Source organism: Streptomyces sp. AB3(2024) (assembly GCF_041862025.1).
Classification (GTDB): domain Bacteria; phylum Actinomycetota; class Actinomycetes; order Streptomycetales; family Streptomycetaceae; genus Streptomyces.
Genome location: NZ_JBGWAB010000042.1, coordinates 15,683 through 28,195, shown reverse-complemented (window position 1 = coordinate 28,195; position 12,513 = coordinate 15,683). Strand labels below are relative to the sequence as shown.

Here is a 12,513-nt window from a genome sequence, read left to right as displayed (position 1 = left end):
GCAGGCGCCCCGGTCGGCGCACCGGCGGCGGCCATGACGGGCGCGGGGTACGACGGATGGCGCCGCTACCGCGACTGGACGGCGAACAGCTGGACGGCGTACTCGCCGCTCGTCCCGATCCCGGTCTCCTTGTAGGTGCAGTTCAAAATGGCGGCGCGGTGCCCTCGACTGCTGGCCATCCAGCCGTCGACGTGGGACTTCGAGGAGTGGTGGCCCGGTCCGGAGACGTTCTCGGAGGAGGGCCCGGCGGGTGAGTATCCGGCCCGTTCCATCCGCTGCAGGTCACTGGAACCGTCGGAGCCGGTGTGCGCGGTGAGGTGGTTCGCGGCCATGTCGTCGGCGTGCGCCTGGGCGGCCCGCATGAGTCGCGCGTCTTCCTTGAGGGGTTCACAACCCTCCTTGGCCCGTTCGGCGTTGACCAGGGAGAGGATCTCGCTCGCGGAGGACTGCTGCACGGCGCGGGTGACGGCGGCCGGAGTCACCGCCGTCGCCGCCGGGGAGGCACTCGCGGTGAGGGCACCGCCGAGCACCAGCAGCGGGGCCGTACAGGCGACGGCGCACACGCGGCGGATCCGGCTGTTCTTGCTGCACATGGACATTCCCCTTCGTAGGGGGTCGTGGGGAGCCGCCGACGGCCCCCGGCCTCCGGCGGCGGCCGCTCTCGGGCGGCCGCGGAGCGGGGCGGGCGCGCGCAGCCCCGCTGGGGGGACGCGCACTGCCGCGGGGCGATGCCGCTACGGCGCCTCCTCCTGGCAGTTCCACCCTACGGCCGGGGGCACGGCCCCGCCGTCCGGAGCCCGCGCCGGCCGAGAGGCCGGACGGCGGGAAACGGGAGACCGGGCGGGCGGGAGGCACGCAGGTCAAAAGGTCAGCAGGCAGGGGGCAGGGGGCAGGGGGCAGGAACTCAGGAGGACCGGCGGTGCACGAGGACGGCCTCCGTCGCCGGGACGGGCCCGGTCGCACCGGTCTCGATCAGCTCGTGCACGGCGTCCGCGATCCGGGCCGGAGTGGGCAGTTGCAGGCGGATCGTGGTGAGCGCCGGCTCCTGGAGCCCGGAGAGGACAAGGTCGTCCGAGCCCACCATCGCCACCTCGTCGGGCACCGTGACGCCCTCGGCCCGGAGCGCGTGCAGGAGCAGCGCGGCGTACTCGTCGTTGTAGGCGAAGACGGAGTCCAGGTCCAGGCTCCTCCAGCGCCGGGCGAGCCCGGTCGCGGACTCCCGGGTGTAGGCCAGTTCCACCGGGGTGACGGTGGCCGGGTGGCGGGCGGCGACCGACTCGACCCCCGCCAGGCGCGGCCGGGCGAAGGTGGCGAGGCCCCGCTCGCGGGGCAGGACGACCCCGATCCGGGTCCGGCCGCGGGCGATGAGGTGCTCGGCGGCGGTGGCTCCGATGCGGGCGTGGTCGAAGCCGACGGTGTGGACGCCGGGCACGGGACCCGAGGCGAAGGCCAGTACCCCGCGGACCCCGGCGCGGCGCAGCAGGTCGGCCGCCCGGCCGGTGAGCCGGTCGCCGTCGAGGGCGATGACCGCCGCCGGGCGCAGTTCGGCCCAGGCCCGCGCGGCGTCGACCGGGTCGGTGAACCGGCCGGCGTGCAGGACCGCCGTGTAGCCGTGGCGGTCGAGTTCGCCGTACAGGTCGTCGACCCATTCGCTCACGAGGCGGCCGATCGCGGAGACCGATGCCGGCAGGAGGACGAGGTTGCTGCGTCCGGCGCGCAGGGACCGGGCGGCGGCGTGCGGGACGTACCCGAGCCGGCGGGCCGCGTCCAGGACCCGGGCGCGCGTGGGTTCGCTGACCCGGTGGCCCTGGGTGCCGTTGAGGACGAAGGAGACGGTGGCGCGCGACACCCCTGCGAGCCTGGCCACGTCGGCGCTGGTGATCGGGGCGGGGACGGGGGTTTCTTCGGCCATGACGTCGCTCGACGTTCCTCGTGCTCGGTTCGTGCCTGCCTACGGCCGAGGTTACACGAGTCAAGACGAGGCGCGGCGGCTGATTCCGCCCCTCCCCGGGCCGCGCCCTCACCGCGGCCCGCACCCGTGACCGCTCCCCCGCTGCGGATCCTGCTCACCAACGACGACGGCTACGACGCGCCCGGCATCCGCAAGGCGTTCGCGCGGCTGACCGCCGCCGGGCACGACGTCACCATCGTCGCCCCGCTCACCAACCAGAGCGGCACGGGCACGAAGACGACGAGTGCCCCCTCGATCCGGGTGGAGCACCCCGAACCGAAGGTGTGGGCCGTCGACGGCACTCCGGGCGACTCGGTGGCCTTCGGCCTCTCCGAGGTGTTCGGGGGACGCGCCCCCGACCTGGTGGTGTCCGGTACCAACCACGGCCCGAACGTGGCCGGTCTGGCCACCCACTCCGGTACGGTCGGCGGCGCGGTCACGGCACTGGAGTCCGGTGTACCCGCGATCGCGTTGAGCACCGGCGGCGTCTCGGTGCCCGATCCGGTCACCACCGTCAACGCGATGGACCCCACGGTCGACTTCGCCGCCAGACTGATCGACCGGCTGCGGTCGCGCGCCGGGTCCGGGCCGCTGCTGCCCGAGGGTGTCGGCCTGAACGTGAACCACCCCGTGGCCGGTCCCGACGGCAGGGGAGCGGCCCGCGGTGTGGCCGTCACGTTCCAGGACCCGCAGCCGATCCTCTCGGCGGACTTCACCGACTCGGGCGACGGCACCTGGAACGTGGACGTGAGACCCGGTCTCCGCCCGGGGGTGAGGGGCGGAGACGTGGAGGCCGTCAGCGCCGGCCGGGTCGCGGTCAGCCCGATGCGCGCCACCGGGAACACCGGGCCCCTCGAACACGCCGTGGCCTCGGCTCTGATCGCCGGCCTCCGGCCCTGACGACCGCCGCACCACCGCACCACCGCACCGCCGCGCGTGCGTGCACACGGACGGTGGTCCGCCGCCGTACGGTCTGACGGACCCGGCCGGGCTCAGGGGCCGATCACGCTCAGGCCGGCCCAGAGCGCGGTCACCGCGGCCGCGAGCGCCGCCGGAGTGGTCAGCAGTCCGAGGCGGCTGAACTCGCCGAGGGCCACCCGGTCGTCGTGATCGTGGAGGATGCGCCGCCACAGCAGGGTGGCGAGCGAGCCGACGTAGGTCAGGTTGGGGCCGATGTTCACGCCGATCAGTACGGCGAGGACGGGGCCGGGGCCGGCCGGGGCGGCCAGCGGGAGCAGGGCCAGGACGGCCGGCAGGTTGTTGATCAGGTTCGCCAGGAGCGCGGCGACCGCGGCCGTGGCCAGCAGGGCGGGGAGGGAATCGCCCGTGGGAAGGACCGTGGCGAGGGCGTCGCCGAGGCCGCGGTCGACCACGGCCCGTACGACGACGCCCAGGGCCAGGACGAACAGGCAGAACGCCGGTGCGGCGGAGGCGACGAGCCGGCGCGGTGTCGTGCGGCGCCGGGCCAGCGCGCGGCCCGCCAGGACGAGGGTGCCCGCGAGGGCGGCCCAGACGGGCCCGGCCCCCGCGAAGGAGGCCAGCGCGAATCCCGCCAGCGTCAGCGCGAGGACCACCACCGTGAACCGGGGCACCGGCGCGGCGTCCTCCCCGGTGCCCGTCCGCCCGGCAGGCACGGCGGCCAGGTCGGCCCGGAAGAAGCGGCGCAGCACTCCGTACTCGACGACGATCGCGGCCAGCCAGGGCAGCGTCATCAGGGCGGCGAACCGGGTGAAGGACAGGCCGCTGGCGGTGAAGGCCAGCAGGTTGGTCAGGTTGGAGACGGGCAGGAGCAGGGAGGCGGAGTTCGCCAGGTGCGCGGTCGCGTACACGTGCGGCCGGGGCCGGGCGCCGATGCGGGCGGCCGTCGCGAACACGACCGGGGTCAGCAGCACCACGGTCGCGTCCAGGCTCAGTGCGGCGGTGATCACCGCGGCGACCGCGAACACCCCGCCCAGCAGGGTCTTCGGACTCCTCCCGCACCTGCGGGCCACCGCGTCACCGGCCGCCCGGAACAGTCCTTCGTCGGCGCAGAGCCGGGCGAGCGCCAGGATCACCGCCAGGAAGCCGACCACCGGCAGCAGCTCGCGGGTCTGCTCCCACGCGGCCTGCGGGGAGACCACCCCGAGCCCGATCAGCGCCGCGGCGGCCGGTACGGCGGCGGTGGCCTCGGGCAGCCCGCGCGGCCGTATGACGGCGAAGGCCAGCACGCCCAGCAGCAGGGCGAGCGACAGCGACTCGGCTATGACGGTGTTCAGCGCGCACTCCCGGCCGACGAGGACCAACCCGGCCGGACAGCGGCCACGAAACCGCACATCAGGATGCCACCATCGGCGCGGACCCCGGACCACCCTCGGGGTGCCGCCGTGCTCGCGGGCACGCCCACGGGCTGTCGCCGCGGTCCGCGGGCCCGGCCGTGGCAGACTCGGCACCGCGCGGAATCCCGGCCCCGTCCCCCGCGGGAGGACCCCCTTGTTCCACCGCCGCACCCTCCTGCGCGGACGGACCGCCACGCTGGCCGTCGTCGCCCTGTTCCTGACCCTCACCGCCGGCACGTCCCGTGTGCCGCACGCTCCGCGGCCCGCCCCCGGGCCCGCGGCGACCCGGGTCGGCTCGGTGCCGGGCAGCCGGACCGTCCTGTCCGGGTACGCGATCCGGTCGACGGCCGAGGTCGCGGACCCCGGGGCCGCCGTCTCCAGGCCGGGCTATCGGACGGCCGGCTGGTATCCGGCCGGCTCCCGCTCCACCGTGCTCGCGGCCCTGCTCGCGGCCGGTGTCCACCCCGACCCCTTCTACTCCACCAACCTGAAGCGGGTCCCGGCCGCGGACTTCGCCGTGCCCTGGTGGTACCGGTCCGACTTCGTCGTCACCGAACCGGCCGTCCGTACGTACCTGGACTTCAGCGGGGTCGTCTCCGCCGCCGACGTCTTCGTCAACGGCCGCCTCGTCTCCCCGGCGGCCACGGTCGCGGGCGCGTACACCCGGCACGAACTCGACGTCACCGACCTGATCACGGCGGGCACCAACACCGTCGCCTTCCGGGTCCAGCCCAACGATCCGCGCAAGCGGCTCACGACGGGCTGGCTCGACTGGCTGCAGCCGCCGCCCGACGGGAACATGGGCCTGGCCCGGGACGTGACGGTCCGCCGCGGCGGGCCGGTCGCCCTGGGCGACGCGCACGTGGTGACCTCCCTGGCCCTGCCGTCGATGTCCTCCGCCGACCTGACCGTCAAGGCCCGGGTGCGCAACGACTCGCCGGCCACCGTCACCACCACGGTGTCCGGTACCGCCGGTCCGGCCGCCGTCAGCCGCAGCGTCACCCTCAAGCCCCACGAGACCAGGACCGTGGTCTTCTCCCCCGCCGACCACCCCGCGCTCCGGCTGCGCGCGCCCCGCGTGTGGTGGCCCGCCGCGATGGGCGGGCAGCCGATGTACACGCTCGACCTGACCGCGACCGTGGACGGCACACCCTCCGACACCGCGCACCAGTCCTTCGGGATCCGTGAGGTGCGGGCCCCGCTGAACGCCGACGGCGCCCGGCAGTACGAGGTCAACGGCCGCCCGCTGTTGATCAAGGGGGGCGGCTGGTCCCCCGACGAGTTCCTGCGCTGGGACCCGGCGTACGTCGAGGACCGGCTGCGGTACGCCCTCGACCTCGGCCTGAACACCCTGCGCCTGGAAGGGCACATCGAGCCCGACGAGTTCTTCGACCTCGCCGACCGGTACGGGATCCTGACGCTTCCCGGCTGGGAGTGCTGCGGCAAGTGGGAGGGGGAGGTCAACGGCACCGAGGCCGGCGAGCGGTGGGAGGCCGCCGACTACCCGGTGGCCAAGGCCTCCATGGCCGCCGAAGCCGCCCGGCTCCGCCACCACCCCAGCGTCGCCTCCTTCCTGATCGGCAGCGACTTCGCGCCGAACCGGACCATCGAGCAGGGTTACCTCGACGCTCTGAAGGCCGCCGACTGGACGGCCCCGGTGATCCCCGCGGCCTCCAACGCCTCCGCGCCGATCAGCGGGAACTCCGGGATGAAGATGACCGGCCCGTACGACTGGGTCCCGCCCTCGTACTGGTACGACAAGCGGGAGGGCGGGGCCACCGGCTTCAACTCCGAGACCAGCGCCGGCCCGGACGTCCCGACCCTCGACACGCTGCGCCGCATGATGTCGCCGGCCGAGCTGGAAACCCTCTGGAAGGATCCGTCCGCCGCCCAGTACCACCGCTCCCCCTCGGCGACCTTCTCGACGCTGCGGCTGTACGACGACGCGCTGTCCAACCGCTACGGTCCCCCCACCGGCCTGGAGGACTACGTACGCAAGGCCCAGCTGGCGCAGTACGAGAACGTGCGCGCGCAGTTCGAGGCGTACGCCCGCAATGCCAAGGACGCCTCCGAACCGTCCACCGGCGTCGTGTACTGGATGTTCAACAGCGGCTGGACCTCGCTGCACTGGCAGTTGGTGGACCGCTACCTCGACCAGGGCGGCGCCTACTTCGGGGCGAAGAAGGCGAACGAGCCCCTGCACGTCCAGTACGGCTACGACGACCGCGCGGTGACCGTCGTCAACAACCGGACGTCCGGGGCCTCCGGGCTGACGGCTCGGGTCACGCTCTTCGGCACGGACGGCGAGCCGGCGTACGACCGGACGGTGACCGGGCTCGACGTCGCGGGCGACGGCGCGAGCAAGACCGCGCTGACCGTCCCCGCCTCGGTCCCGGGCCTGTCCACCACCTACCTGGCGCGGCTGCTGCTCACCGACCGCAGCGGGCGGGAGGTGAGCCGCAACGTCTACTGGCTGTCCACCGAGGCGGACGTGCTCGACTACGCGGAAACCGACTGGTATCACACGCCCACCACCTCCTACGCCGATCTGACGGGGCTGAACACGATGGCGCGGACGGCCGTCTCCGCGACGGCTTCGACCACGCGGGACGACGGTTCCGGGACGTCCACGACGACGGTGACCGTGCGCCACGCGGGCACGGGGAACGCACCGGCCCTGCTCACCGACGTCCATCTGGTGGGCGCCGGGGGCGCGCCCGTGCTGCCCGTGCGGTGGAGCGACAACCAGATCAGCCTGTGGCCGGGTGAGTCGGCGACGCTGACGGCCGCCTACCGGACGGGCGATCTGCGCGGAGCCGCGCCGCGGCTGCGGGTCTCCGGGTGGAACACCCCGACGGTGACGGTCCCGGCCGGCTGACCGCGACGGTACGGGACGGGACGCGCGCGTGCCGTCGCTGCGGGGGCGGCGACGGCACGACGGGTGGATCGGGGCCCCGCGTCAGGGGCAGCTGATGCGGATGTCTCCGGAGTCGGTGGTGCAGGTGTCGGTGCCGCTGCCGCCGTTGGCGGTGTCGTTGCCCGCGACGCCGTCGGTGGTGGTGAGGCGGTCGTTGCCGTAGGAGCCGGTCAGGATGTCGGTGCCGGGTCCGCCGTCGAGGGTGTCGTCGCCGTAGCCGCCGTCGATGTTGTCGTTGCCGTAGCCGCCGTAGACGGTGTCGTTGCCGTAGCTCGCGCGCACGGTGTCGTTGCCGCCGAGCGTGCAGATCACGTCGTTGAAGTAGCCGCCGTTCAGGGTGTCGGCTCCGCTGGTGCCGATGATTGTGCAGCCGTGTGCGTTGTTCACCGAGGTGGTGGAGTTGGCCGTGTTGTCGCCGGCGGCCGGGTCCGGCTGGGTGGCGGTGACCCTGGCCGTGCCGGTGAGCGTGCCGGTGGCCCGCGGTTCGGCCGTGACCGTGACCGTCGCGCTCGCACCCGGGGCCAGGCTGCCGAGGGCGCAGGTGGCCGCGGTCGCCGTGGTCGTGCAGGTGCCCTGGGAGGTGGTGGCCGAGGTGAGGGTCACACCGGCCCCGGAGAGCGTGTCGGACAGGCTGACGCCGGTCGCGGTGGCGGTGGAGGACGCCGAGTTGGAGACCCGTACCGTGTACGAGGCACGGTCTCCGATGCTGACGGTGGTCGCTGCGGTCCTCGTCACCGCGAGGTCGGCGCCCGGCGGCGGGGGGGGGTGTGCCGTCGCCGCCCTCGTAGCGGGCGAGGGCGAAGGCGGAGCCGGCCGTGTGGCCCGCTGCGACGATCTTCCCGTCCGGCTGTACGAGCACCCCGCGGGCCGCGTCGAAGTCCCCGAAGCCGGTGACCACGAAGCCGTCTCCGCCGAAGCCGGTGTCCACGGTGCCGTTGGTGTTGAAGCGGGCCAGGCCGAAGTCGTTGGCCTCGGAGCTGTTGGGGTCGTCGGCCTGCCCCGCGATGACGATCTTGCCGTTCGGCTGGAGTGCCAGGGCGGACGCGCCCCCGCCGTCACCGGGGAAGGCGACGGAGCGGCGCCCGCCGGTCCCGAATCCGGTGTCGGCGCTGCCGTCGGCGTTGTAGCGCAGCAGGGCGACGCCCGCGCCGCCGTCACCCGCGGCGACGACCTTCCCGTCCGGCTGCACCGCCACGGCGTTGCCGAACTCGGTGCCGCCGAAGTCCGCTGTGACCATGCCGTCGCCGCTGAAGGTGGTGTCGAGGGTGCCGTTGGCGTTGTAGCGGGCGACGCCGATGTCGAAGGCGGTGTTGCCCACGTAGCCGACCACGAGGACCTTGCCGTCCGACTGGAGGGCCATGCCGCGGGCGGTGCCCCCGGCGTCCTGGGGCGAGGCCGGGGTGAAGCCCGCCACCACCGCTCCGTCCCCGCCGAGGCTCGGGTCGAGGCTTCCGCCGCTGGTCAGGCGTACCAGCGCGAAACCGCCACCGGCGCCCTTGCCCGCGGCGATGATCCTGCCGTCGGGCTGTACCGCCACGTCCGCGCCGTCCGCGGACCCGCCGAACTCGTCGACCCGTACGAGGCCGCCGTCGCCGAAGCCGCCGTCCAGGCTGCCGTCGGTGTTGTAGCGGGCCACGGAGAAGAAGCAGCAGCCGCCGCCCTCCCCGGGCACTTCGGTGGTGCCCGCCACGACGATCTTCCCGTCCGAGGGCTGCACCGCCACCGCGTTGGCCACGTGCGCGCCACCGCCGAAGTCGCTGGTCACCCGGCCGTCACCGTCGAAGGTGGTGTCCGGGCTGCCGTTGGTGTTGTAGCGGGCGAGGGCGAAGCCGCCCTCGCTGAGGCCCGCCACGACCAGTTTGCCGTCGGCCTGCCGTGCGACGTCGTGGCCTTCCGCGAACCCGGGGAAGACGGTCGTCACCCGCCCGCCGGGGCCGAAGGCGGGGTCCAGGTCTCCAGGGGCGGCCAGCGCGGTGCCGGGCAGCAGGAGTACGAGTACCAGGCCGAGCGCGGCCGGCAGCCCGGCCCTCCCACCGGGTCTGCGGCGCGGCTGCGCCGGTGTGGGGTGTGCGTGGGTCATGGGGGTACGGACCTCCGGTCCTCGCGCGTCGTACGGGAAGCAGCGCACAGCTTCGTGCCGGGCCCGGCCCGCACCCCGCGGAACGTGCCGCACCACGCCCACCGGAGCGCCGGGAACCACCCCGGCGGAGGAGCGCGCGGGGTGCACTCGGCGATGATGATCGGCATGACACCGATCACCCACCTCGAACTCACCGGATTCACCGAGCAGGAGCCGGGGGTGTGGACCGACGCTCGGGGCCTCGTCCTGTCGGTCCACTTCTTCGGCCTCGCCCCGGACCTGCCCGCCCCTCTCGACGACCCCGGCCGGCTCCGCCACGGGCTCGCCCGGTCCGTCGCCGCGGCCGGCGCGGGCCTGATCGAGGCCGTGGTGGGCGAGGTGGACTCCGTCCCCGCCGTCCGTCAGCTCGTGAAGGTCCGGCGGCCGAACGGCCACGGGCAGGTGTTCCTCGGCTCGTGGACGGTGCCGCGGGCCACGTGCAGCGCCACGGTGAAGGTCCAGGCCGGTGAGGGCGCGACGACCGGGGTCCGTGAGTCCGTCGTCCTGGCCCGTACGGGTCCGGAGCGGTACTTCGCCCCGCATCCGTACGGGCCCGGCGTCGAGGGAGGACTGCCGTACCACGTGGGTGACCACGAGGAGTGGGACGCGGAGTTCCCCGACCACCCGCTCACCCTGGTCCGGGCCGCACTGCACCGCGTCATGGCGACCGTGACCCTGCACGACGGCTTCAAGACGCTTCCGCCCTTCGCCGCGGCGGTGCCCTCCCCCGTCCCCGCGCAGAGCCCGCCCGCGGCCGGCCCCGGCCCGTCCGGTGTGCGCCGCTGGTTCCGCCGGGGCTGACGGGGGGTGCGTACGGGCCGTCAGGGGCGGGGCGCGGAGGTGATCGTGGTGAGCGCGTCGTGGAGGCTGGAGGCGGCCGGCGGGCGCCCCCGCCAGCGGGCGCCGATGTGGCCGTCGGGGCGGACGAGCAGCGCTCCGTGCGGGGCGAGGCCGCAGCGCTCCGCGTGCTCGCCCCTGAGCGGTTCGATCCGCAACGGCCAGGACGGGGCGCTCTGGCGCGCCCAGAGGGCGGGGTCCGCGGTGATCAGGGTGAACCACGGGCCGAAGGCGTCGAGCGTGGAGCGCTCGCGGGTGAGCCAGATGTGCGGCATGCGGTGGCCCGGCTCGGCGGTGGGGACGTAGTGCGTGTCCGCGCCGTCCGCGCCGTCCGTGTCCCGGGTCGCCACGTCGCCCGCGTCGGGAGCCGTGCCGGCGCCCCCGAGCACGGCGCCGGAGCGGTAGGCGACACCGAGTACGAGACCGAGCTGGGCGAAGAACCCCTCCGACCACGGCAGTTCGACCTCTTCGGGCCGCACCGCCGGCCCACCGGACGCACACCGCTCGCGGCGCCGCCCCTGTACGTCGAGCGCGCGTCGGGTGTTGGCCACCGTCCGGCGGAGCGTCCGCCCGGCCACCGGTAGCCGTTCGGGCTCGTAGGTGTCCAGCAGGCCGGGGCCGGCCCAGCCCCGCAGGACGCCGGCCAGCTTCCAGCACAGGTTGTGCACGTCGGCGAGGCCGGTGTTCATGCCCAGACCCCCGAAGACGGGGACGGCGTGGGCGGCGTCGCCCGCCAGCAGGATCCGGCCGCTGCGCAGGCGTTCGGCGACGAAGGCGTTCATCACCCAGTGCTGGACCCGCAGCACGTCGGCGCGTACGCCGTCGCCGGGGCCGAGGGCGCCCGCGAGGAGAGCGGGCCAGTCGACGTCCGCCGGGTCCTCGGGGGTGGGCCCGAACCAGGCCCAGCCCCCTTCGGGGTACAGCGGGGCGAAGGAGCCGTGCGCGGTGAAGTAGACGCCGGCCGGCCGGCGCACCATCGGCCGAGGTCGGCGTCGAAGACGACGGTGGTGAAGTCTCCCAGCGCGCCGGGGCCGGTGGTCCCGATCCCCAGCCGTCGTCGTACGGAGGAATTGGCTCCGTCGGCGGCCAGCACGTAGCGGGCGCGGACGCGCGTGCGCGCCCCGTCGCGTCCGTGGTCGACCAGCGTGGCCACGACGTCCCGCGGCCCTTCGGCCAGGCCGACGAGCTCGGCTCCGAACCGCACCAGCGCCTCGGCGGCGGCGAGCAGGAGGGGCTCCAGCCGGTCCTGCGAGGTGACCACGCCGATCACCGGGCTCTCCGGGATCGCCGCGTTGACCCCGGCCACCGGCGCCTCGGCGAAATCTCCCCCGCAGAGGGTGTCGCGGAATCGGATGTGGCCGAACTCCGGCCCGAAGGCGCGGGACGCGATCCCGTCGGCGAGGCCGAGCTGACGGTAGATCTCCATCGAGCGCGCGTTGACCAGCCGGGAGCGGGGAAACGGCGACAGGGCCCGGCGTTTCTCGACCAGCAGGGTGGCCACGCCCCAGCGCTCCAGCAGCGCTCGCGCGGTGAGCCCGACCGGCCCGCCCCCGACGATCAGGACGTCGACCTCGGTGTCTGCCACGGACATGTCGGGCTCCTCCTGCTCGCCTCGGGCAGCCGGGGCACCGCGCGACCCTGCTGCGCGCCGCCCCGGCCTGGGACCGTCGCGACCATCAAGCACCTCCACCCGCGCCGTCCGGCCGCGCCGCGCCCGCCCTTCGCCCCGAGCGAAGATTCCTCCTCCCGTCGCCAATAGTCTATTTGGACTGTTAGATTTCGACCATGCCTCGTCGAGCCCTGGACAACCCGATCGTGCTGGCCGTGCTGGGCCTCCTCCTGGAACGGGCCGCACACCCCTACCAGATGCTGTCCGAGCTGCGGGAACGCAGCGACAGCCATGCCGCGGCGATCACGCGCGGCACCCTCTACAACACGGTCGCCTCGATGGCCGAGGCCGGCTGGGTGACCGACCGGGGCCGGCAGCGCTCGGGCAACCGGCCCGAGCGGACCGTCTACGAGCTGACGGGGGCGGGCCGCGAGGAACTCGTACGGCGGCTGGACTCCCAGATCCGCAACCCGAAGCGGGAGTTCTCCCGCTTCCTCGGAGCCGTCACCCACCTGGGCGCCCTGGGACCCGACGGCGCCGCCGAGGCGCTGACCGAGCGCGTCGAGCGCCTCCGGGAGCGCACGGCGGCGGACGAGAGCCGTCTCGCCGAGGCCCTTGCGGCCGGCGCGCCCCGGCTGTTCGTCATCGAGGCCGAGTACGCGCTCTGCCTCGCACGGGCCGAGACGGCGTGGATCGACGCCGTCCTCGACGACATCGGCACCGGTGCGCTGACCTGGCCACCGGCCGGCTGAAGCCGGGACCGGG

The 12,513-nt window shown here is 74.5% G+C and carries 9 protein-coding genes and 1 pseudogene; 3 read left to right on the top strand and 7 right to left on the bottom strand.

Annotation, left to right across the window (positions count from 1 at the left end):
* Nucleotides 1–65: 65 nt before the first annotated feature.
* Nucleotides 66–593 (bottom strand): CAP domain-containing protein, encoded by a 528-nt coding sequence (locus tag ACEPPI_RS18505; protein WP_373916321.1) that lies wholly within the window; start codon nt 591–593, stop codon nt 66–68.
* 311 nt (nt 594–904) lie between these two features.
* A complete protein-coding gene (locus ACEPPI_RS18500; RefSeq protein ID WP_373916320.1) occupies nt 905–1,912 on the bottom strand; it encodes a LacI family DNA-binding transcriptional regulator in 1,008 nt (335 codons plus the stop codon).
* 126 nt (nt 1,913–2,038) lie between these two features.
* Between ACEPPI_RS18500 and surE the strand changes: the two genes are divergently transcribed.
* On the top strand, nt 2,039–2,851 hold the full coding sequence (gene surE, locus ACEPPI_RS18495) for a 5'/3'-nucleotidase SurE (RefSeq protein WP_373916319.1): 813 nt from the start codon (nt 2,039–2,041) through the stop codon (nt 2,849–2,851).
* Between the two features lie 92 nt (nt 2,852–2,943).
* Here surE and ACEPPI_RS18490 read toward each other — a convergent pair whose 3' ends face one another.
* Nucleotides 2,944–4,182: an SLC13 family permease gene (locus tag ACEPPI_RS18490; protein ID WP_373916348.1), complete on the bottom strand. Its 1,239-nt coding sequence runs from the start codon at nt 4,180–4,182 to the stop codon at nt 2,944–2,946.
* 238 nt (nt 4,183–4,420) lie between these two features.
* On the opposite strand from ACEPPI_RS18490, the gene ACEPPI_RS18485 reads away from it, so the two are divergent.
* Nucleotides 4,421–7,144, top strand: coding sequence for an exo-beta-D-glucosaminidase (locus ACEPPI_RS18485; RefSeq protein ID WP_373916318.1), 2,724 nt, complete (start codon nt 4,421–4,423; stop codon nt 7,142–7,144).
* Nucleotides 7,145–7,225: 81 nt separating this feature from the next.
* Here the strand turns inward: ACEPPI_RS18485 and ACEPPI_RS18480 are convergent, their stop codons facing one another.
* The 4 genes and pseudogenes from ACEPPI_RS18480 to ACEPPI_RS18465 all read right to left on the bottom strand — a co-directional run bounded on the left by ACEPPI_RS18480 (nt 7,226) and on the right by ACEPPI_RS18465 (nt 11,730).
* Complete coding sequence (locus ACEPPI_RS18480) at nt 7,226–7,918, bottom strand: calcium-binding protein (protein ID WP_373916317.1); 693 nt, start codon at nt 7,916–7,918, stop codon at nt 7,226–7,228.
* 70 nt (nt 7,919–7,988) lie between these two features.
* Nucleotides 7,989–9,263 (bottom strand): annotated as a pseudogene (locus ACEPPI_RS18475) (calcium-binding protein); the annotation flags it as partial.
* An 860-nt stretch (nt 9,264–10,123) separates the two neighbouring features.
* Nucleotides 10,124–10,921 carry an FAD-dependent monooxygenase gene (locus ACEPPI_RS18470; protein WP_373916347.1) on the bottom strand — a complete coding sequence of 266 codons (798 nt, stop codon included), beginning with the start codon at nt 10,919–10,921 and terminating at the stop codon, nt 10,124–10,126.
* On the bottom strand, nt 10,921–11,730 hold the full coding sequence (locus ACEPPI_RS18465) for an FAD-dependent monooxygenase (protein WP_373916316.1): 810 nt from the start codon (nt 11,728–11,730) through the stop codon (nt 10,921–10,923). Before ACEPPI_RS18465 ends, ACEPPI_RS18470 begins: the two co-directional genes overlap by 1 nt.
* A gap of 194 nt (nt 11,731–11,924) precedes the next feature.
* Here ACEPPI_RS18465 and ACEPPI_RS18460 point away from each other — a divergent pair, with 194 nt between their 5' ends.
* Entirely contained in the window at nt 11,925–12,500 is a 576-nt protein-coding gene (locus ACEPPI_RS18460; protein ID WP_373916315.1) for a PadR family transcriptional regulator, read from the top strand.
* Nucleotides 12,501–12,513: the final 13 nt, after the last annotated feature.